This window comes from Bradyrhizobium sp. CCGB20 (genome assembly GCF_024199855.1).
Taxonomy (GTDB): domain Bacteria; phylum Pseudomonadota; class Alphaproteobacteria; order Rhizobiales; family Xanthobacteraceae; genus Bradyrhizobium.
In genome coordinates this window covers 1,659,951-1,684,106 of record NZ_JANADN010000001.1, presented here as the reverse complement: position 1 = coordinate 1,684,106, position 24,156 = coordinate 1,659,951, and the positions used below count along the sequence as shown (strand labels likewise).

Below are 24,156 nucleotides of genomic sequence, written 5' to 3'. Positions count from 1 at the left end.
GGAGATGACGATGCTCGATTGGTCCGACACCGAAACCACGGCGGCGACTCCGGCTGCCTCAAGCCTCGCCACCGCGCTCCGTCCGCAGACCCAGCTCAGGCTCGAGCCGGTCGACCCCACCGGCTTGGGTGCGATAGATCGCGGCGGCGGCCGGGTCTCGGTCGACGAGAAGCGGATGATCAACTGCCGCGCCGACGTCAACCAGCTGCTGCCGCTGAAATACAAATGGGCCTGGGAGAAATATCTCTCCGGCTGCAACAATCACTGGATGCCGACCGAAGTCTCGATGCAGGCCGACATAGCCCTGTGGAAGTCGCGGGACGGGCTGACGGAAGACGAGCGGCGCGCGATCAAGCGCAATCTCGGCTTCTTCGCGGCCTCCGAATCCCTCGTCGCCAACAACATCGTGCTGGCGATCTATCGGCACCTCACCAACCCGGAATGCCGCCAGTACTTGCTGCGGCAGGCCTTCGAGGAGGCGGTGCATACCCATACCTTCCAATACATCGTCGAAAGCCTCGGCCTCGATGAGGGCGAGCTGTTCAACATGTACCGCGAGGTACCTTCGATCACCGACAAGGCGGCCTGGGCGCTCAAGCACACGCAGCATCTCGACGATGCTTCGTTTCAGACGCGCACGCCGGACAATGACCGCGCCTTTCTGCGCGATCTCGTCGCCTTCTACGTCGTGTTCGAGGGGATGTGGTTCTACACCGGCTTTGCGCAGATCCTCTCGCTCGGCCGCCGCAACAAGATGGTCGGCATCGCCGAGCAGTATCAGTACATCCTCCGTGACGAGAGCATCCATCTCAACTTTGGGATCGACGTGATCAACCAGATCAAGATCGAGAATCCGCACCTGTGGACGCCAGCGTTCCAGGACGAGGTACGCGGCATGATCCGCGAGGCGGCGGAGCTGGAGGCCGCCTATGGACGCGACACGATGCCGAGGGGCTTCCTCGGGCTCAATGCGGCACTGTGCGAACAGTACATGCACTTCATCGCTAACCGTCGCTGTGCGCAGATCGGACTTTCGCCTGTATTCGCCGAGGTCGAGAACCCGTTCCCGTGGATGTCGGAGACGATGGATTTGAAGAAGGAGAAGAACTTCTTCGAGACCCGCGTCATCGAATACCAGAACGGAGGTGCCTTGACTTGGGAATGACAAGAGCAGCGCCCCGAAAGCATCGCTACGGTTTGCGAGGTCGTTCGGCGCTCGCCGCTGCGAGAGTGGAACGTTGCGGAAGATCTTCCTCGATCAGATCCCTCCCGTCAGACCTCACGATTTGTTCTTTTGACAGATCTGGCGTCACGGAATCAATGCCGAGGGCGATCGCTGCTTTTTCATCGGCATAGCTGGGGCGCAGAAGGCAATGATTGGCTGGGGCGCCGGCAACCGGAATGCGGAAAGCACGATGGACTTCCGCAGCCGTGTTGTCGGCCGCCTGAAATGTCCTTCCATCCCTACCGCGTAGCAAAACACGCGACGCTTTCGGTTTGGACGCCTCTTAAAGACCTACAGCGTAACGCATTTGGCAAGGAAACGCAGGACCGGTACTCCCCGCCGCCGTAGTAAACTGTAAAGCCGTCACGTAGTATCGGCGATCCCGAGCAACAAAGCCCTGCGCCACCAGAAGGCGCTGGAGGTGGCTGACACGCTTTGGACATTGCGCAGCTTATTGATGCGGCGCTTACCGTTGCTTCTGCGCTGCTTACTGAGACCCCGCCAGTTCGAGGTCGTTAGCGATCTTCCAGGGAATTTGCAATTCCGGATTTCAGCCGACAACCTGGCGCACGCGTCCAAGTTCTGCATTCCGTTGAATGGATCAGCCGCTGGTTTGATCTCGTGGCCGGCCAGCGCTGATAAATGGCGGAGAACGGCCGATTTGTAGCCCGGCCTCGAATTCAAGCCGGTACCAACTGCGGTTTCGCCGAGTGGAACGATCGGGAGTTGCCGCCGCAACTCCTTCACATACTTGGCATGGCGTTCTACGACAGCCTCATATGCCCTGAAGGTCTGACCGAATAGCATTGGAGCGGCATCCTGCAAACATGTCCGGCCAAGCCGAAGGGTTTGCGAATGCTCCTTTTTCTTGTCCGAGAACGCGGCGGCCAGTTGCATCACGGCGAGCGAAGTCCCTCCGACATCCGAAAGACCGCAAGCTCATGGCCGTGTCATTGGCCGATTGACCGAGATTGACGTCATCATTCGGATGGACGAAGGCGTACTCGCCAACCGGCTTTCCGGTCAGCCGCGCGGCTAGATTTGCGATCACCTCATTGAGATTCATATTGGACGATGTGCCACCCGACCCTTCGAGCACGTCGACAATCAGGTGGGCATCCTGCTTTCCAACGCGAATCTCTTGGACAGCCTCAATGAGGGCTTCCGCTTTCTGCGCTGAAAGCGCGCCGATCTCTTTGTTGGCAAGCGCTGCCGCTTCTTTTATCATCGCCAGTGCTGGGACAAACTCAGGCAGCGTCGCGATGGTGCGGCCGGTCAGCGGAAAGTTCTCCAAAGCTCGAAGAGTATTGATGCCATAGAGCGCGTCCGCAGGCAGCTTCCTCTCACCAAGAACGTCTTCTTCGGTTCGCATTGGGCCCATGACACCACCTTTTCCGTATTTTTATGGCTAGCCATCGATTCCCGACGAAGCATCGCCGCATCCGAAGATTGTAGCGGGAAGCTATATCTAGCAACTTCAGCCCAGTTTGAGCACGACCGCAAGCTGCGAGGTCAACTCGTAGAGCTGCCCTGATGAGCACCGCTTTGACACCCGCAGTTTAGCGGTGCGGGCCGTTTCCTGGTGAAGGGGGCCGTGAGCTTTGCCGACACATTGATCAGAGGAGACAAAACAGTTTCCGGAAAATGGCGCATGCCGTCTAATCCACACCACGACTGATGCTAAACTGCATGGGACCAAAAGATCGCATTTGCGGAGCAACCGCCACGATCGATACTGAACTTTACGATCCTTTCCCGACAAAGCGGCCCTCTTTGCGGTGGCTTCACGCGGTGCTGGCCGCGATGGTCTCCTGACCAGCTAGTATGCTAGACGCCGAGAGCGTTCCAAGACCCGCATTCGCCAAACCCTCTTCTCAGAAAAATATCGACGTGGACACCAACAAGTTCAAAGCATGTCCCGTTTTGGCCGTGTAGGTGATGCTTGTCGGGTTATTGATGTATGTCAGTCCTAAGCTTGAGTATATCCCGGGCGCCAGATGCGCCGTGTATGTGCCCGATGTGCTGTCGCGATGCACAAGGTGGCCCTTGGCCACGGCGGCATTTACTGCAGCATCGCTCCACGCGGTATTGGTGGCAACAATAGCAATCTGATCACGTGGGCGGCCGTCAAACAGCCCCTTGGCGTACAGACGGAGCTCGTAATACTGACTCACTCTGTTTAGCTCGGGCGGCGCGTACATCGCAGAAAATCCTGCATAGACGCCACGAACTGCCGAGCCTTGGGCATCAGACTGCCAGAGTTGCCTGTCCGCTGCCACGTAGTAGATGCTGTTCGCGCTAGCTCTCGGCTGCGACGGATACTGCAATCGAGTAAAAGAACGCCCGCGTTGGTCGTAGTCCAGTCTAACCCGTCCGGATTTTCGGTAATGTGCGCAAATTGACCGTCTGGACTGAGAGAACGCTGTATTGACATCCGCATATAGAATCGATCATCGAAATTGTACTTCAGATTGAGACCGGGCGTCGGCGCGGCATTGTTGCTCATGCCTGCCTGGTACAGGATATTCGATGAAGCTCCAAAAACATTGACTGCTGCATTCCCTCCAACCACGGTACCTGCGAACTCATTTATGTTTCTGAGGTAGCCCATTTTGAGTTCGAGTCTCCCGTCCAAGAACGTCTGATAGTAGGCGATCGTATTGATCCCAACTCTATCTGGCCCCCCGGCTTCCATGTCCAATATTGCTGCTGGGCTCCCAAAATAATCTGACCATCTGGAATCCCAAAGCGACTGAGATCGTACGTCACGATCATGAAGTTAAGCGTGTTAAATGTCGGGTTCTGACCAGCATATAGCTGCTCGTGGATCGTGCTCCTTGCTGCACTTGGCAATTGATTGACTACGAATGTGTTTACCGTCCCGCCAACATAGCCGATCCCGACATCCGCCAGCGCAGATCTAACGCCACCCTGATCCTGATCTATCGTATCGGCCGGACCTGGAATATTGAGCCACATACCTCTTTCGCGGAGGTGCTCGAACTTTGCGAACGGGTCATTCCTTTGAGTTTTCCTCCAAGCAATTGCATCCGCTCTGTCAGATTTTGGTGCAAGTGAATTCATAGTCTCTACGGGCGCCGAGCCATCGGTGGGATACGCTACTGCTTGGGACCAGACGCCTCGGGATCTGACAACCGGACGATTCTTATTTTGAGTTCTTTCTTGAGTAACTTCACTTGAAGTGCCGCTTTTGGGGCCAGGCACGTTGGTAGCTTTTGCTGGCGCCGCGCCTCCGACGGGGCTCGCCGCGAGAGATAGTGCCACAACAAACCATCTCTGCGTGTTGACTGCACGAACCCTCGTGTCCAGCGCGCTAGCCGCAAGGCAAAGCAATCGACGGGGCCGGAGCCTCAACACCTTTGAAGCCTGAGCAGCGCTCGACGATCGCGCAAGATGATTCATTAGCAGCTTCAATGAGGCGGGAGAGAAAGCAGCTGGAGCAGATCTCATTGCTGAGATGACGAGATAGCAGATCCATCAGGCCCGTAACGCGACCAGATCTCGCTTGCATCCCGACTCCCTTAGCGTGAAAGGCGCCGATTTCGTTGCCCCACGAGTGCCATGCGTCCCCCATCTCCATCAATCACCAAGGTTGGTAGGTGACCCAGCGCAGTGCGTTGCGTTCCGATTCGTGTCGTCAAACACCAACGGGCGCATAATCAAAGAGCGGCCGCTTCTGCGCGGCATCTTGCGCCTACAACTTGTTCAAGGACTACGTCGGGGGGTGAGCTTACAGACACAGAGGCGCGCAAAGCGTGCTCTCGACATCGCAGCTCATGAAGACTTGGAGCGGTACGTCTGCTGGAAGAAGTGAGCTTCCCCGCTCATAACTTGCTTCTCAAAGCCACGGACGCGTTCCGGTGGAAACACTTTCGATACCGCAAATCGGCCTTGCTGAGTATAGTAGTTCGTGCAGATGGATGAAGGCATCGTGTGGCGATCTGCTGAATATTGCGATCCAATGGGCGGTGTTAGAACTTGTCCGAGATGAACAAAATACATACTGACTGTTATTCAGCAGGTCCGGCAGAGGCTCGACAAGAGTCGAGGCCAGCGCACGCGAGCAAGCAAGCCGATCGAGAGCCCGATGTAAGGAAGTCATTAGGCCCAATAAACTTGCACGATACCTCTTTTTCGAAGGAATCGCGCTCTGTGCAGCCGCAACGCAACCCAAGTTCCGCCGCTTGCAGTTCGTTTCTTACAATCCCACAGCTGGTCAAGCCAATGGGGCCTTTCAGGAATCGATGCGTCTTCTAATCTGAGAGCTAGCACCACGGCGGTCAATGACCGTTGGCATGATGCAGCGATAGGCGGACTAAGCAGAGACTGCCCTGCCTGTTTTGCGGGCAATCCATCCTGTAGACCCGCTAAGCGACCTTTGCCACAGGCTTCTTGGTCGCTGTTATGCGGGTTACGCTGCTCTGACCATCGATGCTGATGGGTATCTCGCCTGCGACTGTGGCGCGACGAACGACGCGATGCTGGTCGCCGTAATCATTCACCGCGTAATGTTGCGTGGCGCGATTGTCCCAGACCACTACATCACCTTCCTTCCAGCTCCAGCGCACAGTGTTTTCGGGCACAGTGATATGGGACTGAAACAGATCAAACAGCTTCTGACCGTCGTATTTTGGGACGCCAACAAAACGTTGTACTAGGGCGCCGAGCACCAGCGTGCGTTCGCCGGTCTCAGGGTGGACGCGCACGACAGGATGCTCCGTCTGATAGACCGTTTTCGTGAAGACTTCGTCCAAGTGCTTCTTATCGAGCTCGCTGGCGCGGGGCATTATTGCGTAGTCGAATGCATTGCTGTGGACGGCCCAGAGCTTGTCCGCAAGCCGTTGCAGCGGCGGTGCCAGGTCGAGGTAATCCGTGACGGCATTTGACCAGACTGTATCGCCACCGAAAGATGGCATCACAATGCCGCGCAGCACCGCTATCTTGGGGTAGGCATCGACGAACGTTCCATCCGTGTGCCACAGGTCGGCTCGGCTACCGGCGCGAGCCGAATCAAGCTCGATGATCGACGCTGTTCCATTAATGGCACCGCGCATCGGATGAGCCGCCAGACTTCCGAAACGAAGAGCAAAGCGCTCCTGTTCGGCGTCGTCGAGATGTCCTTGGTCGCGAAAGAAGACAACCTTGTGCTCGAGCAACAGCTCATTGATGGCGGCGATCGTTTGGTCGGGCAGATCGCCCGAGAGCTTGACCTTTCGAATTTCTGCGCCGATGCGCGCTGCGCGTTTGATGACGTCGGCGCGAGGAATGACACTATCCGAGACGATCATTGCATTCACAGCGGCACTCTCCAAATTGAGAGATCTGCGGTTCGATCGCCAGAACAAGCTACTCAGCTGGGATAGAACCTGTCGAACGCCACGTTGCGGACAGCATAGCGCCAATCCGTCAAAACCGAGTGACCCCGAGGAGCCGATTTATGCGCGCTTCGGGGTCTCGAAGAGGTGAGGTCTGGCCTGCGTGACGGTTTCTTATCTATTGATTGACCGAATCTGTCAGTTGGATCAATTGCTAACATTGGTAGTTGACTGAGGCATAGGCTTTACTACTCGCTGGCCAATTGATGCAGAAATTGCAGCTCCGTTCAGCGCCGAACGCGCAAAAAAACACCAGTCGGGTGGATAGAGGAATGAGAGAGGGCCCGTGAGATCGATCCTGATGGGAAGCTCAGCGCTAAAGAGCCGCAGTGCTAATCTCATGCGATCGGAAGTCCCAAGAGTAGAGTTGTTCGATCGGTGTTACCGTCCTCACAGCGTCGGAGGTCCAACACCATCGGCGACGCGATCATATGGCCTTCCCCCAGCGCTCCGGGGCGAACAAGGCTTAGGAAACACGTTACGGCGCAAGGTTAGCGTTTTTCGGCCAAGCTCGTCGGGCTGATGCAAGCGCAGAGGTTTACACCATTGATTGCCACGGACTTAAGAACCTCATACCTGCCAGCATGCCGCGGAAAAGGTGATCATGAGGTTGACGTAATCCTTAGGTTACAGATAATCGAAGGCGTCGAGGTTCTTCAGTCTCGCCTGATCTGGAGCTAAGAGGGAAGCCGGTGCGCTCTGGATCCTTTCGGGATCGAAGTAATGCCGGCGCTGCCCCCGCACCTGTAAGCGGCGAGCCTGCATTCACACGTGTCACTGAAGCAGACGCTTCGGGAAGACCGGATGTAGGCGATGACCTGCGAGCCAGGAGACCTGCCCCGACAACATAATCGTCCACGGGCGGGGTGTCCGGTGGTACGCTAAAGCAGCAGGCGCTTCGCAGCCCTCCTGCTGCGTCCGCCATGGCTGCCCCCCAACAATGGGGTTAAAGCTATGTCTATTCTCTCACTTCCTGTCGCAACACTCGGCATGCCACGTATCGGGCCACGCCGCGAACTCAAGCAGGCACTCGAAGGCTTCTGGGCCGGTAAGATCAGCAACCAGCAGCTTCTTGAAACTGCAGCCGGTCTTCGTGTCGCAAATTGGGCGCGTCAGAACTCGCTTGGCGTCACCGTCATCCCGTCAAATGACTTTTCACTCTACGATCAGGTTCTCGACACGAGCGTCATGGTTGGTGCCATTCCGGAAGCGTATGGCTGGGACGGCGGTCCGGTTTCGCTGAAGACTTATTTCGCTATGGCGCGCGGCTCGCAAACCGAGGATCATGAAGCGAGTTGCAGCCACGCCGATGATGCCCGCCCCTCTGCCGCGCAGGAGATGACCAAGTGGTTCGATACGAACTATCACTACATGGTGCCCGAATTCCATCAAGGTCAGACCTTCAGGCTCTCCTCCCGAAAGCCGATCGAGGAATATGAGGAGGCGAAAGCCCTTGGCTATCAGACGCGTCCTGTTCTGGTAGGACCAGTCACCTTCCTGAAGCTTGGCAAGGGCGCCGATCTGACTTTTGATCCGATTTCGCTGCTCGATAGCCTCCTGCCGGTCTATGTTGAGGTACTCAAGGAACTAGCGAAACGCGGAGCCGAGTGGATTCAGCTTGATGAGCCGTGCCTTGTGATTGATCTTGACGAGACCACGCGGAATGCGCTCCAGCGCGCCTATAAGCGTCTCGCCGACGACGTACCTGGCATTAAGGTCATGGTTGCAACTTATTTCGGGGCGATCGGCGACAATCTGTCGACCGCTCTGGAGCTGCCTGTGGCCGGACTGCACGTCGATCTTGTTCGCGCTCCCCAACAATTGAATCAGATTGAATTCGGCGCCCGCGCGGACCTTATGATTTCGCTCGGCGTGATTGATGGTCGCAACGTGTGGCGTTCCAACCTGTCGGCGCTTGTGGACCGGCTCAAGCCCGTCGTTGCCAGGCTCGGCAAGGATCGCCTGCAGCTGGCGCCCTCCTGTTCGCTCATACACGTCCCCATCGACCTTGAGCTCGAGACCGAGCTCGATTTGGACGTGAAGAGCTGGCTTGCATTCTCGGTTCAGAAGATCGGGGAACTCGCGGCCTTGGCGAAAACGCTTGCGGGCGATGAGAATGTCGCCGCGCTTGCCGAATCAGACCTTGCGGCAACGGCTCGCCGAGTATCCTCAAAAATCCATGACACGGCCGTCGCGCAGCGGACGGCCACGATTGGCGATGATATGCGCCGCCGCAATAGCGCGTTTGCGAGCCGGACCGAAATTCAGCGCAAGCGATTCGGCCTGCCCCTTTTCCCCACGACGACGATCGGATCATTCCCGCAGACGACCGAAGTTCGCAAGGCCCGCGCGGCCCATGCCAGTGGGAAGTTGACAGACGTACAGTATGAACACTTTCTGAAGAAGGAAACGGCTCACGCCGTCCACTGGCAGCAAGACATCGGGCTCGACGTGCTCGTCCACGGCGAGTTCGAGCGCAACGATATGGTCCAATATTTTGCTGAGCAGCTCTCCGGATTCGTGTTCACCAAGCACGGTTGGGTACAGTCTTACGGCTCTCGTTATGTTCGCCCTCCGATCCTGTTCGGTGACGTCTCCCGGCCGAAGCCGATGACCGTTCGGTGGTGGAGCTACGCGCAATCGTTGACCAAAAGGCCTATGAAGGCAATCCTTACGGGGCCCGTGACGGTCCTGAATTGGTCGTTCGTCCGTGACGACATTCCGCGCAGCGAGGCCTGCCGACAGATCGCGCTCGCGATCCGTGACGAAGTCGCCGACCTCGAAAAGGCCGGTGCAACCATGATCCAAATCGATGAGGCTGCGCTTCGCGAAGGTTTGCCGCTCCGCCGATCCGAGTGGAAGCCTTATCTGGACTGGGCAGTGGACAGCTTCCGCATATGCTCGTCCGGCGTCGTCGATGCAACGCAGATCCATACCCACATGTGTTACTCGGAGTTCAACGCCATCATCGACGCAATTGCCGCGATGGACGCGGATGTCATCTCGATCGAAACGTCCCGTTCTAAGATGGAGCTGCTTGATGCATTCACGGCGTTTAAATACCCGAACGACATCGGCCCCGGCGTCTATGACATCCACTCGCCTCGCGTTCCGGAAGCCAATGAGATGGGAGATCTGATCGCGCTGGCTCGCCGACGGCTGTCGGACTCACAGCTCTGGATCAATCCGGATTGCGGCTTGAAGACTCGCAAATGGGACGAAGTGCGTCCGGCACTGGCCAACATGGTCGCAGCCGCCCGCGAACTGCGCAAGGCCTGCTGATTCCAGCGTGACCTTACCATAGAGCCGCGTTCGTTCGACGGAGCTTGTCGGATCCACCCGCAACTGCCCCCGCAGCAGCTTCGCCGGCGGGAGCGACGAAGACGGGTTTATCGGAGGCTCCGCGGCCATGCCGATAACCCTGTGTTCGACAGCTAGTACGAACAATAACACATCAGATTGCATATTCGTGAAAAGTCACCGGCGACGTTTTCCATCACACGCCTCAAGCATCGGGCTGCACCTGGACTAGTCCCACTTACGCGGTGGCCACACCTCGCAGTACCTAGAGGGACTCCGTGGGATCGTTACTGACGCGGCCGACCGGTGTGCTACCCCCATTGCCGTACAAGGCGCAGACCTGCGGACAGCTAAAGCAACCAGATCGGCCGGTCACGGGTCAGCCGCCCGCGTCTGACTAACCGCACCACTTTGCCTTTGCCTAACGGAATTGCAAACGTCGATCACATCTCAACCTGCTAGCGTTACCACGTCATATCGCTCGTTTGAATTACCTACGTCGAGTTTTATAACCAAGTCGATCCGTTACTGAAGCGGTATGGAGTCGGAAATGTCTCAAGCAAAGTGGAAATTGACGAACTGGATCGGTGCGGCCTGCATAGGTGTACTTCCAACGGCGCCTGCAGCGGCGCAACCGATCTGGACCTGGATCAACCAATACGGCTCAACCCTAGTGGTTGAGAATTACAATGCGAACACAGGTGCGATTGCCGGCACTTACACGAACAATGCGAGCAATAGCTGCGACGAAGGTGCGCCTCAGTTGATGACAGGCTGGCTCGCACAGACTAACACTGGCACGGCGATCAGCTTTTCGGTGAATTTTGCAGGTTGCGGCTCGACAACCGTGTGGACGGGACAGCTGAACGCTACCTCGGGATTTCAGGGACTCTGGCTACTTTCACTCGCCGAAGCGGTGGCGTGGAATGGCATCAGCGCTGGCGCGGACACTTTCGCTTTCGCAAGCGGCGACAAATCAAAGCTTCCGTCCGCTGCCGGAGAGGCGGCCAAGGGAGGCGCAGGCGAGAAGCTCTCGAATACAAAGAATCGCAAATGACATGACCTGCCACGGGCGCGGGAAGGAACGTATCACGGACAGTTCATCCGCACTGATTGGGTAGCGATTTCGAGATGGGGCCTTGCCGCGCCCGACGGCCTGATCTATTCGGGCGCGGTTTTATTCGTTTGAGGACGCGCAGGCTCAGCGTATCGTCGATTCAATGTGCGAAATGGATCGCCTGTTGCAGTTAAACCGCCGCCAAGTCGCGAGACGCTCCGTTGGATTCTGAACTTCGGTGTTTACCTAGAGCTCGCCGATCGCGGAAAGTTCGCAAGCTGATCAAGCAGATATCGGTGGTAAGAGGTTAGTGGCCGGAAACCAGCCGAAAGCGCGGCGCGCAGGCGCAAGAATCTGCTCCGTTTGGTGGAACGTAATGGCCATTTTTGCGTGCCGGTTTTGGGCTGGTAATTTTTTAATGAGCAACTCGATCCTGGCGATGTACGCGTTTGGAAGTGCTCCGATCCTGATCTCACTCGCAATGCGAATTCACAGGAGACGCCGCCTTGCGACACACCTTACCGGGAACGTCCTCAACTTAAGTGTTCTGCTCAAACAGGAACGTGATCATCGTACGGGAGCACCAGCCTAAGACTGATTGCGATGCCCGCTGCAACAACTAGCGTGATTGCCATTGCGATCATGGCAATGTCAAAGAATCCGGTCCTATCCTTAAGGAAGCCGAGCATGTACGGGCCGACGAAGGCGCAAAAAGCACCAATAGAGTTGATGAACGCGATACCTTCGCCGGCAGCGGCGCCAGCAAGGAAACTCTGTGGGATCGTGTAGAGGACTGACCGCGCAGATGGTGCCGATCAGAGAGAGCGTCATGCATATGAGCGTCGATATAAGCGACGTGAGCACTACCGAAAACACGAGGCCGGTCGCGCCTAGCATCAACGCGGCGATCAGATCGTAGATCTTATGCCCTTTGCGATAAACAAAGCGCGCCCAGAGCAACATGCCAAATGTCACAAAAAGATAGGGCACGGCCGAGAGCCACCCGATCTGCATGTTGTTCAAGTTCTGGTCCTTTAGAAGCAGAGGGAGCCAGATGCCAATCCCATAGGAGCCGATCGTGAAAGCGAAGGTGATCGCCGTCAACTTTGACACGCGAGCGTCCTTTATTGCGGCCCAGAGATCCCTCTCGACCTTCTCGTGCTTCTCGCTTGCAAGTTCGTTCAGCAACGTATTGCGCTCTGTAGGCGTGAGCCAAGAGGCCTTCTCCGGCGTATCGGCAAGCAGAACGAGGCATAGGACCCCGAGCAGGCAAGCCGGAGGGCCTTCGATCAGGAACATCCACTGCCAGCCAGCCAGTCTCCACACTCCGTCCGTTTCCAGGAGCGAAGCGAGAGTGGATTGCCGACTAACGCGGACAGCGGCGTTGCAGCCATAAACCAGGCGACGACGCCCGTTTCTTGATCGCGCCGGAAACCAGGTGGAGATGTACCAGATGACGCCGGGATGACGCTACTTCGGATTTAGGGTGGCGGTGCTATTTGGATAATTTGCGAGGCGCGAGGCCCAAGCATCGCGCGAGCTTCCACTACGGTTGCGGGCTCGTACCCAAGTTCTCGGATAACCCTTACTGTCTTCTCTTCGAGCCGCACGTTAGTGGCAAGCACGCCCTGTTCGAGGTACAGATTGTCCTCCAACCCGACGCGGACGTGAACCTCCGGCAAGCACCGCGTGAGTTGTTGCCGGCAGCTGAGCTCGACCGATTCCGCTAACGCAAAACATGGCTCCTTTTGGAAGATTTCCGATCATCGTATCGAGAATCTGCGGGGTGTAAGGCAAGCCGCCCTGAATTCCGCGCTCGGCACCAGGAACGAAATTGATCCAATAGGGAGGCTTGTCGAACCCCTTATTGATGAGGCGTATCGGATCTTGGAGAAAATGGGAAAGTAAGAAACATTCTCATTCAGGTTTGATGCTCGTCTTTTGGAATCGTTTTGCCATGATGTCGCAGCGGGTGAGCGAGGTGTTCACGACAATCTCGCGATTACCAACGCAGGCTAGAACGCTGTGCGCGTCAAATGTCGCTATGTCGGCGCCGGCCTCGATACCTTTTAGACGCTCCTCGAATATGGCCTCATCGAGACCTGATTCTATCGATCGCACCATATCTCCATCAATGCCCTCGCCCGTACTGTTGTTGATGATGCCGCACTTGGGCGTTGATGTCTTGGTAGATTTCCAGATTACAGGTCGCACTGTCGTCCCGCCTGCGCGCATGCGGCGCCACGATAGATGCACCCGCATCATAGCACCGGTACACATCCTCGGCCATCTAGCTAGGCTGGGTCGGCAGGTGCGGATTGTGCGATTTTTTTCACCACACCTCCAGTTGGAGCAATTGTGACAATGACTTTGCTCTCAAACTGCTTACTGCGTCTCCTGTCATCGAGGGCTTAAGTCATCTATGGGCGGATCTGGCGAACTTGCCTTGGGAACGCTTTGACAATGACGCCGATTTGGAGGTGACCTCTGCAACAGGCTCACGTCTCCAAGGCGTGGCGTTCACTCTCCGGAGCAGTTGGCTCGCCGAAACACGGCCGCGACCTCCACACCATGCTCGTGTGAGGGAAGAGCAGCTCAATAGCCCGCTGAGCTGAGCTATTCGGACAGTTGCAGGAAAACGGAGCCGCCGGCAGCTTGTGCTAGTGAGATCGCGGAGTTTCCGGGTGGGGTGTGGAACCTTGAATGCGAAACCCGGCAGTTCGACTGCGGGGCCGCCGCGAACTGTGTCAGCGCACGTTCTGCGTTTGCTGCCACGTCGCTTGCGCCGATCTGTGCTTTCCTGGCGGCAAACAGCCCCCAGCTCGCGCCGACAGCTGGCGACCAACCGCGACGTTCGTACATCGGCTTGGTTCCAGCCATTTCATTGCCTCTATGCGTTAGCGGCACACGCGATGCCAGTGAAATTGCCCCGGGACCAGAGGAGATTGCGCTTGTTCTTTCCATCGAGATCGGCGGAATACATCGACCCGGCCAGGTCGATGATGAACATCTGGTCACCGGGAACGTCGAGTGCGATGCCAATGCCCTCCATTAGGTGAGTGATAAGAATTTCCGGTTCCGTTTTGGTGTCGACGCGCGCGCGATTGACTGTATTGCCCCGCGGAAGATCGCCGCGGTCCGTCAAATAGAGGACGCGGTTCGCGAGATCGAACTCAAGGTGGATTGGTTCAGGCAAGCCTTCAAACAGCGCCTCGACGTCAGAGCGGTTTGCTGGGCTCTCACCGTCCGGGATGTCGATGTCGGCGCGGAAGATTCGGCCCAGGCTGGCATTGTCCGAACCCTTTTGAATCCGTTAAATCTCGCGGCGCTCAGCGTCGATGGTGATGCCAATGCACCACCTGGTCGGGTCGCAGCGGCACGCGTCAGCGCGAACCGCCTCGAAGGTTGTTGTTGCCGATTGTCAGCTTCCTGACTAAATCGCAATGATTACCAATCCGAGTCTCATCTGTACTCGCGATGGGTGGTGGCGCGTTCGATATCACTTGCTTGATACACTGAAGTATCCGTGCATGCCCGTGCTCCGCGGCGGACAATCCGGGCGGCCCAGCCGATAAGCAGTGGAGCAAGACCAAGACCAATTGCCAAACCACTCAGCTCATGGATTGTCGACCGACTCATCTAGCTGGGCTTCGATTTGCTTTGCGGCGAACGGTCGGATGCCTCCTTACTGCCGAAGATCAATGTTTCGCGGTCGCGTGGCTCCAGCGGTCGTTCACACGAAAACCAGCCGATGTCGACGTCCCTACCCTCTCGGGCGATGCCCGCTCGAGGCACGCCGAAGCGCTTCTCGATTCTTGTCGAAAAAGAGTCACTTCCCGAACGCCTATGAACGAGTGATCGCACCCAATGCCGACGACCAACTCGCAAAGAAGGCACAATTCGGGGCCCGCGCCGACCGTACCACCCCAACGAGCTTCGCAACGATTGTCGATTATCAGCTCAGTCGCAAGGACGTCTCAGCACTAGTGCGCGGAGCCGCGCCCATCAATGCCGGTGTAGAAGCCTCTCCAACTTTCTATATTTTTGGCTCCGCTCTTAATCGACATTATTTGACGGTTTACCGATCACGACAGCCATGTAGTCCGTCTTTTCCTTTTAACAAGCTTGGTACTTGTGCAACGCAAGCCCTTTCCTGAGCACTCGATGGAGGTCGACTGCGGGCTGTTTTTTCGTGTAGTGATCACAACCGGTTGATTGGCACGCCAATTGCTCGAACATGACAAAGAGCGCCACCATCTCGATGGTCGAGAAGATATCGATGTCAAATCCGAATTAATTCTCGTGGTACTCCTTTCCATTCTTTTGCACCGCTGAGCGGGGCAGTGACTCAGGACATTGGAGGCCAACGTTGGCGCGCGATTCGACCAGGATTTGGCCAAAAAGATAAGCATGACCGAATGGTTCGGCGCGCTTTCCGAAGCCGTTAAAGAACTTGATCAAAAACTCAGCATGCTCGCGAAGGCACTCGGACAGACACCTTCGCTGGAGTCCTTCCTGCGGCGGCCAAAAGCATGGTGGACGCGGTGAACAAGATCGAGGGCCGCTACCGCCAAGACGCCGATCTGGAAGCTAGACGCGCGCTAAACGACCTGAAGACGGTTGACCCCGCGCGACACAGCTAACTTATTCGCGAGTACGAGAGGGACGGCAGTGGGGAAAATGCCGCTCCGGCGAACGGCTGATCAGCCAGACCGTGGCAACGATGAACGTCCTGCCCTGGTCCGCGGTTCAATCACTCCTTGATCTGTCGGAAGTGCAGTCCTCGGGCCCGCGGCCTCGATACCTGAGAATAGCGTTATTAGGGGCAGGCATTTGATCGCTTGACGAATGCGCCTGTCTGCCACACCGCATCATTGGCAGTCTCGCAATTCTTCATGAGGTCGATCAGCCTAGGCACCGTATTCTGTCTTGTACAGCATCCACGCAAAACTCGAAGCGCCGGCAGATCTTCACGTCTGTCCGTCCAGAGCCACGGATGTCCACACCTCTACACGAAAGTCGACACGTTCCAGCAGTGCTCGTGCAAAGCACATATGCATCTGAAGTGCTCCCACAACCTCATTAGTGGCGCGGATATTGCTGGGATAGATTGGAGACCAACGCTGGCAATCATAACAAGGAGATCGTGATGACGAAGCAAAGCAATTTCAACGATGAGTTTGGCATCTCAACAAGCGCATTTCAGGACTTTGCCAAGCGATCCATCGGAACGCAGACGGAATTCTCGAAAAAACTTCTTGATATCTATTGTCATTGGCAGGAGCGAGTTCAAACTGAATCCACGCAGGCGATGGAAGTGTTTGGAAAAATTAGCTGCACGAGTTCCTCAACCGATCAGATCGGCCTTCTTCAGGTCTGGATGAAAGACGCCACGCAGCGGGCTGCGCAGGATGTGATCTATTCGCGTGAAGCCACAAAAGGTCTCCTTCCATTGTTCGGCAGCGCGGAGCTGTTCAGGCCTGCAGTCCTCTTCCCTCCCTTGGGGACGCTCAACTTACCAGCCGGGGCTGGCATTAACTTTCACTATGGTTCCTGGCAGCTACCGACCCTACGGATTGAAGGGGGGGGGGGCTGGAACGATGAATAGTTGGCTACCCCACCAGGAGGCCCACATGACAGCTTTTTCTTAGAGTAGCGTGCCGCTGGTACATGACGCTTACGAGTATTGCTCGCACCGACGCCCACCGCCTCTGACGCAAGCGACGCCGTCTTCAGTTCGGCCCGGCTACAACTGTCCGACAAACTGTGCGGAGCGCGCATTACATTGGGTGAGCCGAGCCACTTGCCCTGTTAGGACGCGCCCTGCGCTGATAGCTTCTGACCAACCCTATGCCGGGAATGACCGGATCAGACTTTTTTGTCTCCGGGCCGTTCTTGTCACTTGCGGCACATGCAAGCAGGAGAGAGCAAATGGCTTAAACTACACTTCGACCATATTTGGTGGAGTCTGGCCTCATGATGAGGGCTAACGCGAGCATTCACGCAGGGCGAGCACGTTGTTTTCCATAAACTGTCGGCGTAGGTCTGCAGGAATCTGTTACCCGTGGCATTGACACGAACGCCGACCCCAGGCGCTTGCATTTCACTCTGCTCGTAGAAGCGATGCTGCTTTGTCCCGATCAGACGAATGGCGTTGGCTGAGGTGTCTCTCACCGGCCGAATTCATTTGGATTCGGACCGTCAACGCGAGCGATGTGCTCGTGCGGGGCTGCTGCGGCGCTGTTTGTTCATGCAATCGATACGATCGATCCATCGGTACTTCCATTTGATAGTGGGCAACGGACTCCATCGGTCGGATTGCGAAGCGCGCCCAAGCGCACTCTGCCGCACGTTGTGCGGAACGTTGCTCAGCCCGAAAATCGAACTTTCCTACTCGGCAGGTGCACGCAACTCCTGTGTGCCATCCATTTGGCCTAAGAGAGATGACTTTCCTTCATCCGCGGCGCTCGTGCGGGCTCTACCAGATACGAGACACGAAGCGGGAAACACCCGCTGCCAGCCACCACTGCATCTGAGTCTCAAACAGCCAATATCGATGAAGTGATCGAGTCGGAAGGCATCAGAACGGCTCGCTGGAGCTGCATCGGCGACACCTCTTCGTAGGAGGTCCCGCGTGCGTCCTTGCGCCTTCCGCATTGGCATCGCACCAGCCCGTTGACATGTGCCTTGAACTAGATCCTATCTGCAATACGCGCAGGGCGCAATCTTCACTGAGAGCGAGGCATGATTCAAAGATGCTGACAGACCAGGACAGTCCTGCTTCACCCCCATTCGCGCGACAAGATGAAGCGGCGGCGATGAACCCCACAGTCGCCGAGGATACCCGTCTGGAAGTCCGGTGCGTGCAACGGTGGGCCCTCGGCCGGACCAACCAGCTTGATGAGGCCAGCGAGCGCGCGGATGGTCGTATCGGTTCGGCAAATCCTGCATAAGAACCCTCGCTGCCGAACCAGCTCGCTTGGAGGTAAATCAAGCTGGATCGCCGCTGCCGGATCTCAGCGATCAATGGGCGGCGGACAATTTGGCGGATCAATGTCCCTGCCATCAACCAGGATATCGAAATGGTCGATCATTGCTGTCAGCCGCGCGATCGCATTCGCGTCAGCAGGATCGATGATCGTGCATGACTTATTAAAGTTTCAGGAACGCGAACCAAGCGCTCTGACCTACCGGAGTGAACGGCGCACAGTAACGAAGTGGAGCGCCCGCCGGCGGCTCGATCTTCTGAACATCCGCGCCGAAATCGGCAAACAACGCGCGCACTCGCTGGTTGCCGCCGAGTTGCCAATCTCCACGACCCGCAGATCCGACAACACTCCCATCACGGCTGCATTTCCCCATTGGCGATTTTGTGATCATCCATGTCGGCTATGCCCTGACCAAGATCGACCCGGCGGAAGCACGCCGGACGCTCAAGTTCTTGTGTCGCATATCGATATGTCTCAAGAAGACCGCGACCGGCGCTTGCGGTCGAGTTTCGCTGGTTCGCGAGTGTGAGCCGCCGCGGCGAGCTTGACGGTTTCGTCCGTACACAGGGCGGGCGCATTGACAGAACGCAGGAGCGCCATCCCATTAAACTGACTATATACTTGTGCGGACCTCGCCCGTGCGGCGGGAACATCGCGATCGACATGTCTCTACCACGACACTTACTCGCCAGCACTCGCTGACGCGTCGTCTGGCTTAAGGTGCCGTTTCCGCACATTGTAACTGACCAGCCAGATCAAGCCGACGGCGACCGGCACGAAGGCGGCGGTCACGGACGCGGGCTCTACATGCAGTCCGACATCCTGAGCGCCTTTGGCTAGGTAGGCAAACAGGCTCACCACATAATATCCGATTGCTCCAACCGACAATCCCTCGACCGTCGACTGCAGACGAAGTTGCTGTCTCGCGCGCTCGTTGATCGACCGCAACAGGTCGCGATTCTGCTTTTCGATTTCAACGTCGACACGCGTTCGCAACAAATCGGCGGCGCGTGCCAGCTTGTCCGATAAATTTGCCTGACGCTCCTCCATCGTTGCGCAGGTTCGTATCGCAGGCGCCATACGGCGTGCCAGGAAGGAAGACCAAGTTGGAACACCTGAGACGCACTCACCTTCAACGATTGACAATCGCGATTGCACGAGTTCGTTGTATGCTCTGCTGGCACCAAAGCGGAACAGGCTGCCGGCCACGTCTCTTTCGAAGGACACGGCCAACGCCGTCAGTTCCTGAAGCAGATGATTGTTGAGTTTCAGCCCTTTCGCGCCCTGCATTTCCTCAAGCACCTCGACCAGACGGCGATCGATTCGATCGACCGATGGCGCAAGCTCTAGCGCGGTCGACAGACCAAGCAGCGCCAGCGAGCGGTAGGTCTCAATTTCTAAGAGACGTTGCACCAGCGCGCCGAGATCATGCGGCGTCAGCCCGAGATCGCTGACCAGAATTCTCGTGAAACCTTTGTCGTCAGCGCGAAAGTCCGAGGCCACGACCCCTGCTCCGCCCTTGACGTTGACCATCGCCAGACTACTGTTGTCAAAGATCAGCTCGGCGCGCTCTGTTGGGCAACCATCCCGTTCTACCTCCAACTTGATCGCGGCGAGCAATTCTCCAGTTTGCGATAGTGCGCGGATGAGTGATTGAGCGGCCTCGCTGACGTCCCCGAATTGACGAGCGGCTGGACTGTTCGCGGTGCTCCAGATCCATGTGAAGGTCGCAAATTCTGAGTGTTGCTCCCAGCGCAGCACCACCGGCCCAAATCCGACCTGATGATGTTTCGCCGTCGGGTCCGGCGGAGACACTTTGTGCCCCCGACAGAAATCGGTAAACCGGCGGCGATCGCGTGCGGCATCATCACCCTTTGCGAGAAACACGAAGCTGACCATGCCGAGAGACGAAACAAGACCTGTGAAAGGGCGCGCATGGACTTCGCCGAGCACAGAGGCGCGCTCAGGGTGCAGCTTGAATGATGCCAAATCCAATTGCTCGTCCATGAATTCTCCCGATTCCGCATCACGCAAGGCACCATGATCTGTGCCGGCAAACGGGTGTACCCGGGAGCAAGCGATCACCGTCTTCCATTATGCGGTGCAGGATTTGCGCCAGTGACATACAAACGATCGCGCATGTGGTCTTTCGGACCCCATGCCACTCTGGCGGCAACTTGGTGAGTTCCCGACATCGGCCCGTGCACGCTCAGACAGCCAGACGCGCGATGTCGAACAAACGGATCTGCGAGGTTCCGCAAGTCACTAGATGCACCAGCAACGTGCGTTCGAACCAGGTTTGGTCCAAGCTACGCCATGGCTGTGGTACCCCGGATGACTTGTCGACCCAATGGCGGATCCGGCGAGGTCCGTCGGCCAATCATCGGATTGCAAATTCCCCTCTTTAGCTTTGAAATCAGGTCGTTCGATACGCGGGCTCGAGCATCGCCGCACAACAATCGAGACAAGCGCCGCGGGCCGTGGCGTTCAAATTGGTGAATTGGGCCTGATCGGCCAGGGGGAGGCCCGTCCTAAGCCAGCGAAGGTTCGCGTGGTCTCGCTGCAATCGACGTTTCGGTTGATCGCTTTGGATCTACGATATTCTAACGATCGGCCGAAGGGCCAAATGTCATGGCCTCTTTGATGTTAAAAAGCGGAACGCTGAATATGGGCTGCGCCGAGGACCGCCTTCACTTGTTCCCATATGATTTCCGGCTAAGCGAATGTGAATTCAAGCAACATTCTGAGCCGCTAGTTAGCGACCTCGTCGAACGAGGTCGGCAAGCGCAGCTAAGCCACCAATAGACACTATGCCCACCAGCAGACGCGCATAAACTACCCAGCAGCCAACACCAGATTCATAGAATTTCCCGCACATCGCTGAACCGTAATTCGAGCCGCACTCGTCGTATGGCGGCCCGACGAGTTTGGCTAATGCAGAGAACAGGATCGCCATCATATTGCTTCATAAAGCAGAATATGCGTTGACTGGCGACGGCTTCAGTCGACGCCTACATTAATCTGTAAACTCCAACTTGAACCGACCAATACCAGTGGGAGTCGCCGTGAAATTGACGGCCTTCTCTGTAAGACCCTCCAAGGCACCGGATGCGAATTTAAATGATGTCTTGCCGTACGCTTCGACCCCAACGACTTTGTCGTCTTCTAGGACGATGTAGCCGATGCCCTCCAACAGCTGCTCAGCCGCAAAGCCGTCGGGCAAGCGATGAAGACCGAACGATGACAAATAGGTCCCCTTCTCACGATCACACTCCGCGACAGATATTGCGGCAACTATACCATTCTTGAACAGCCCATCCACACCACGGCACGTATATTGGAAGCTGATGATGTCGTGCTCATTGCGATCACCCACCGGCTCTCGAGCTGTCGCCACCGTGCTGCAGTCGTAGCGCCCGATTGCATCCGCTCGCGCAACTCCGCTCATTCCAATCAAACCGAATGTGGAACATAGTAAGGCAACAAGGAAAGGCTGTGTCATTCCGGCTATCTCTTGTGGAACGATTTCGCCGCTACGTACAGCCTGACGTAACGTCCGATTCAAGCCCTCTTCGAAGAGAAACATCCTCCTCACCTTCGCGAGTTGAGCACTGGTGGCTCCCGCCATGAGAATATCGCGGCCACATCGAAGTCCCATGCCGGATGGTTCAAAGCCCAATTGGCGTTCGGAAAGAGCGTAAGACAGGCACAATCCACAATTACGACGCGTCCTCTCCAGCCTCTTTTCAGCTACAGCCGGTGGTCGCAAGAGTTACGCTACTTACGATTGGACACGGAATGCGAGCAGCCACACCCGCGGCGCGGCACACTGCTTGCTTCCTGCGGCACCAGATCGCCAGGGGATGCTGAGGTGAGCTCGATGGGTCTCGGGCTAGGCGCCGGCTGCCGTGGCCTTCGCTTCGACGGTCAAGCAGCAAGGAGGCAATTTGAACCCGGATATTCGAACGGCCGCGGCTGCGATCGCGTTGGCTCACAGCCTCGAACGTCTTGTCATCGGGGTGTACAAATACGAAACTCACGCCTACCATAGAATAAGTGTATCCGTGCGGGACGACAGAGTTTGCGGATATGACTACATCAGCCATTGTTACGTCAGTGGCAAGTTACCGCACCTATACCACCAGGGTGAGCAATCGTATTTCACGCTGATGCCGAGCGGCTCGATGGTGTACAGCGGCTTTGATCATGACACGTCATCCTCCTTCTCGATCAACGTCATGCATCGTAAAGCCCATATGCTCGACCACAACGCGGATTCCTACTTCGCTTATAGTGTTCGATGATAGATGCTCCTCTGATCTTGCGCGGAAGCCGGACCACAGATCACAGAATAGGGTATGATCTCGGTGTCGTAAGATCTCTTGTTGTGATGTGGAGCGGATACCTCACATGACTGGCCCGAAATCCGGGCGACCTCAGCCCCAGGGTCATACCCTTGTTGTGACTGGGGCGGACCGTCCCGAGCGAACTACCTGGGACTTCTGAAAACCACAAGAATGCTATCACTCATTAACGCATCGAAGGCACGAAGCTCTTCGGACAAGCGCCGCTCAAGATATTGGCGCTCAAGGTCAGTCGGCTGAACTTCAAGTAAACGGCGATAGCGGTGGATGCGATTTCGATGACTGCGCATCGCAGCGAGATTCTCGTTGATCGTCCTGGCCAAACTTCTATCTCGATGTGCTTCGTTTGCCGAATGAGGTGGTGAGAAGACGCTGAGGACATCTCGTACCGCCTGTGTTGCTGGCGATCACTGCTCTCGCGCGCGGCGCAGTTAAGGACGACCCCGGCGCGCGCGTCTACCGCCGCGCCCTGCCGAACGATCGTGACGCCCGCATGAATTGATACCAAGCGGTCCACTCGCGCTTCACTGCCTGCGTCCCCAAGCATGAAGGATGCGAGGCGGCACGACGGTCGTGTCAAGCCGATCGAGAAACGCTTCGAGTTCGGCCCTGATGCCACGGATTTCCTGCATGCTCGTAAGCTCTAGTTCAATCAGGGCGTTGTCGCGAAAGTCAGCAATGGAACTCGCTGGACTTCACCATTGCGGCCGTATGGCTGGACCATTGAGGAGCGAACATCAGAGAAACCCGCGCTTCAAGGAGGCGAAGAAGCCTGCGGCCGATCAAGGGATCGCCGACATCCGCACCGCCTCATCGAAGAGTTCACCTTTGGGCCGCAATGCAGCCGACGCCGGTTCGCATAACTCGTCATGCAATCGATATCCTGCACCAAGATCATGCCCCAGGACGGAGCGCCTCGTACGCTTGTTTGAGTGCCTCGCCAGGATCGATGAGATAGCAAAGCACGAACCGCACGCTCACCAGCGACGCCCCCGCGTACCGGCCAATGCCGTATGATATTTGTGCAGCAGAATTCGACATTGGGTATACCACCACGCCTCGTCTCCGCCAGCGCGAGAACTACTTTATCTTCGTTCGATGTCGAAACCAATGACTTGAACGACTCGGCCGACCCTTTTTCCAAATTCGAACGATGCATCGCCACCGCCGCAACCGGCATCGACAGCTGTGCAGCCCTCAAGCGGTTCAGATCGATCAAGCAGCAAACTCGTCGGCTCAGCCAGCACACGGGCGACCACTGCAAGACGCGGCCACTCTTCTCCACCCCTCAGGACGTAGGAAGCAGCGGTTCTGTCTTCATCGGAACCCTCTGCGATGGTTGAGATAGATCTGCTCTAATCATGCGCCAATCGATAGGAGAGTTCTGCCATTTGCCCGATAGCCGATCATTCTCGCATAGCCCCATGCCGCGCCTCCGATAAGTGGCTCGAAGCTTGGCAATTGTTGATCGTCGAATCTTCGCCAAAGGACTCCTATTTCGAGCTAGCCGAACTTGAACAGCACGCCGTAGCCGCCTCGGGGATAGCTCCATTCGATGTCGCCGCTCTCTTCGCAAATTATCCGGCAAGTGCCGCATTCCATACAGCCATCGACTGTAGCCTCCACTTGGCCCCCTTCATTGAGCTCATAGCAGCGCGCTGGACAGGCTTTGAGCATTGACAAAAGCTGCGGTGATGGCTTTGCGTGCGGCCGCACCTTGATATGGGGACGGCCGGTATCGACGAGATAGCGGTTATAGAATAGCTTGTCCTCGACACGCATGGATGGTTCGATCGACATAGTTCGTTCTCCGTGGTTCGTACTT

The 24,156-nt window shown here is 56.7% G+C and carries 19 protein-coding genes, 2 pseudogenes and 1 riboswitch; of the genes and pseudogenes, 7 read left to right on the top strand and 14 right to left on the bottom strand.

Annotated elements, in window-relative coordinates; all coding sequences use genetic code 11:
• Positions 1–10: 10 nt before the first annotated feature.
• A complete protein-coding gene (locus NLM15_RS07760) occupies positions 11–1,165 on the top strand; it encodes a ribonucleotide-diphosphate reductase subunit beta (protein ID WP_254116404.1) in 1,155 nt (384 codons plus the stop codon).
• A gap of 423 nt (positions 1,166–1,588) precedes the next feature.
• On the opposite strand, the gene NLM15_RS43940 is transcribed toward NLM15_RS07760, so the two are convergent.
• The 4 genes and pseudogenes from NLM15_RS43940 to NLM15_RS07745 form a co-directional block, all read right to left on the bottom strand.
• Positions 1,589–2,116, bottom strand: coding sequence for a lyase family protein (locus tag NLM15_RS43940; protein ID WP_375166934.1), 528 nt, complete (start codon positions 2,114–2,116; stop codon positions 1,589–1,591).
• Positions 2,001–2,597 carry a lyase family protein gene (locus NLM15_RS07755; protein WP_254116403.1) on the bottom strand — a complete coding sequence of 199 codons (597 nt, stop codon included), beginning with the start codon at positions 2,595–2,597 and terminating at the stop codon, positions 2,001–2,003. Before NLM15_RS07755 ends, NLM15_RS43940 begins: the two co-directional genes overlap by 116 nt.
• 502 nt (positions 2,598–3,099) lie before the next feature.
• Positions 3,100–3,920 (bottom strand): annotated as a pseudogene (locus tag NLM15_RS43935) (carbohydrate porin).
• A gap of 1,693 nt (positions 3,921–5,613) precedes the next feature.
• A complete protein-coding gene (locus tag NLM15_RS07745) occupies positions 5,614–6,543 on the bottom strand; it encodes a TauD/TfdA dioxygenase family protein (RefSeq protein ID WP_375166822.1) in 930 nt (309 codons plus the stop codon).
• A gap of 710 nt (positions 6,544–7,253) precedes the next feature.
• Positions 7,254–7,478, top strand: a riboswitch (cobalamin riboswitch).
• Between the two features lie 97 nt (positions 7,479–7,575).
• On the opposite strand from NLM15_RS07745, the gene metE reads away from it, so the two are divergent.
• Complete coding sequence (gene metE, locus NLM15_RS07740; RefSeq protein ID WP_254116401.1) at positions 7,576–9,903, top strand: 5-methyltetrahydropteroyltriglutamate--homocysteine S-methyltransferase; 2,328 nt, start codon at positions 7,576–7,578, stop codon at positions 9,901–9,903.
• 568 nt (positions 9,904–10,471) lie between these two features.
• Positions 10,472–10,978, top strand: a complete 507-nt coding sequence (locus tag NLM15_RS07735; RefSeq protein ID WP_254116400.1) for an avidin/streptavidin family protein — start codon at positions 10,472–10,474, stop codon at positions 10,976–10,978.
• Positions 10,979–11,650: 672 nt separating this feature from the next.
• On the opposite strand, the gene NLM15_RS07730 is transcribed toward NLM15_RS07735, so the two are convergent.
• The 5 genes and pseudogenes from NLM15_RS07730 to NLM15_RS07715 form a co-directional block, all read right to left on the bottom strand.
• Positions 11,651–12,277 (bottom strand): MFS transporter, encoded by a 627-nt coding sequence (locus NLM15_RS07730; RefSeq protein WP_254116399.1) that lies wholly within the window; start codon positions 12,275–12,277, stop codon positions 11,651–11,653.
• Between the two features lie 182 nt (positions 12,278–12,459).
• A pseudogene (locus tag NLM15_RS43930) lies at positions 12,460–12,817 on the bottom strand (3-keto-5-aminohexanoate cleavage protein).
• Between the two features lie 78 nt (positions 12,818–12,895).
• Positions 12,896–13,102: a hypothetical protein gene (locus NLM15_RS07720; RefSeq protein WP_375166821.1), complete on the bottom strand. Its 207-nt coding sequence runs from the start codon at positions 13,100–13,102 to the stop codon at positions 12,896–12,898.
• Positions 13,103–13,109: 7 nt separating this feature from the next.
• On the bottom strand, positions 13,110–13,268 hold the full coding sequence (locus tag NLM15_RS43925; protein ID WP_375166820.1) for a 3-keto-5-aminohexanoate cleavage protein: 159 nt from the start codon (positions 13,266–13,268) through the stop codon (positions 13,110–13,112).
• Between the two features lie 600 nt (positions 13,269–13,868).
• Positions 13,869–14,174 (bottom strand): hypothetical protein, encoded by a 306-nt coding sequence (locus tag NLM15_RS07715; protein WP_254116397.1) that lies wholly within the window; start codon positions 14,172–14,174, stop codon positions 13,869–13,871.
• A 1,214-nt stretch (positions 14,175–15,388) separates the two neighbouring features.
• On the opposite strand from NLM15_RS07715, the gene NLM15_RS07710 reads away from it, so the two are divergent.
• Together NLM15_RS07710 and NLM15_RS07705 are read left to right on the top strand one after the other, a co-directional pair.
• Positions 15,389–15,526, top strand: coding sequence for a hypothetical protein (locus NLM15_RS07710; RefSeq protein ID WP_254116396.1), 138 nt, complete (start codon positions 15,389–15,391; stop codon positions 15,524–15,526).
• A 601-nt stretch (positions 15,527–16,127) separates the two neighbouring features.
• Entirely contained in the window at positions 16,128–16,586 is a 459-nt protein-coding gene (locus NLM15_RS07705) for a hypothetical protein (protein WP_254116395.1), read from the top strand.
• Between the two features lie 1,544 nt (positions 16,587–18,130).
• Here NLM15_RS07705 and NLM15_RS43715 read toward each other — a convergent pair.
• Positions 18,131–18,340, bottom strand: a complete 210-nt coding sequence (locus NLM15_RS43715; protein WP_309144919.1) for a CoA transferase — start codon at positions 18,338–18,340, stop codon at positions 18,131–18,133.
• 10 nt (positions 18,341–18,350) lie between these two features.
• On the opposite strand from NLM15_RS43715, the gene NLM15_RS43710 reads away from it, so the two are divergent.
• Positions 18,351–18,515 carry a hypothetical protein gene (locus NLM15_RS43710; protein WP_375166819.1) on the top strand — a complete coding sequence of 55 codons (165 nt, stop codon included), beginning with the start codon at positions 18,351–18,353 and terminating at the stop codon, positions 18,513–18,515.
• A gap of 133 nt (positions 18,516–18,648) precedes the next feature.
• Here the strand turns inward: NLM15_RS43710 and NLM15_RS07685 are convergent, their stop codons facing one another.
• The 3 genes from NLM15_RS07685 to NLM15_RS07675 form a co-directional block, all read right to left on the bottom strand.
• Positions 18,649–19,974, bottom strand: a complete 1,326-nt coding sequence (locus NLM15_RS07685; protein WP_254116393.1) for a DUF3422 family protein — start codon at positions 19,972–19,974, stop codon at positions 18,649–18,651.
• Positions 19,975–20,722: 748 nt separating this feature from the next.
• Positions 20,723–20,926 (bottom strand): hypothetical protein, encoded by a 204-nt coding sequence (locus NLM15_RS07680; RefSeq protein ID WP_254116392.1) that lies wholly within the window; start codon positions 20,924–20,926, stop codon positions 20,723–20,725.
• 57 nt (positions 20,927–20,983) lie between these two features.
• A complete protein-coding gene (locus NLM15_RS07675) occupies positions 20,984–21,553 on the bottom strand; it encodes a hypothetical protein (RefSeq protein ID WP_254116391.1) in 570 nt (189 codons plus the stop codon).
• A gap of 322 nt (positions 21,554–21,875) precedes the next feature.
• Here NLM15_RS07675 and NLM15_RS07670 point away from each other — a divergent pair, with 322 nt between their 5' ends.
• On the top strand, positions 21,876–22,271 hold the full coding sequence (locus NLM15_RS07670) for a hypothetical protein (protein ID WP_254116390.1): 396 nt from the start codon (positions 21,876–21,878) through the stop codon (positions 22,269–22,271).
• A 1,563-nt stretch (positions 22,272–23,834) separates the two neighbouring features.
• Here NLM15_RS07670 and NLM15_RS07665 read toward each other — a convergent pair.
• A complete protein-coding gene (locus NLM15_RS07665) occupies positions 23,835–24,131 on the bottom strand; it encodes a ferredoxin family protein (protein WP_254116389.1) in 297 nt (98 codons plus the stop codon).
• Positions 24,132–24,156: the final 25 nt, after the last annotated feature.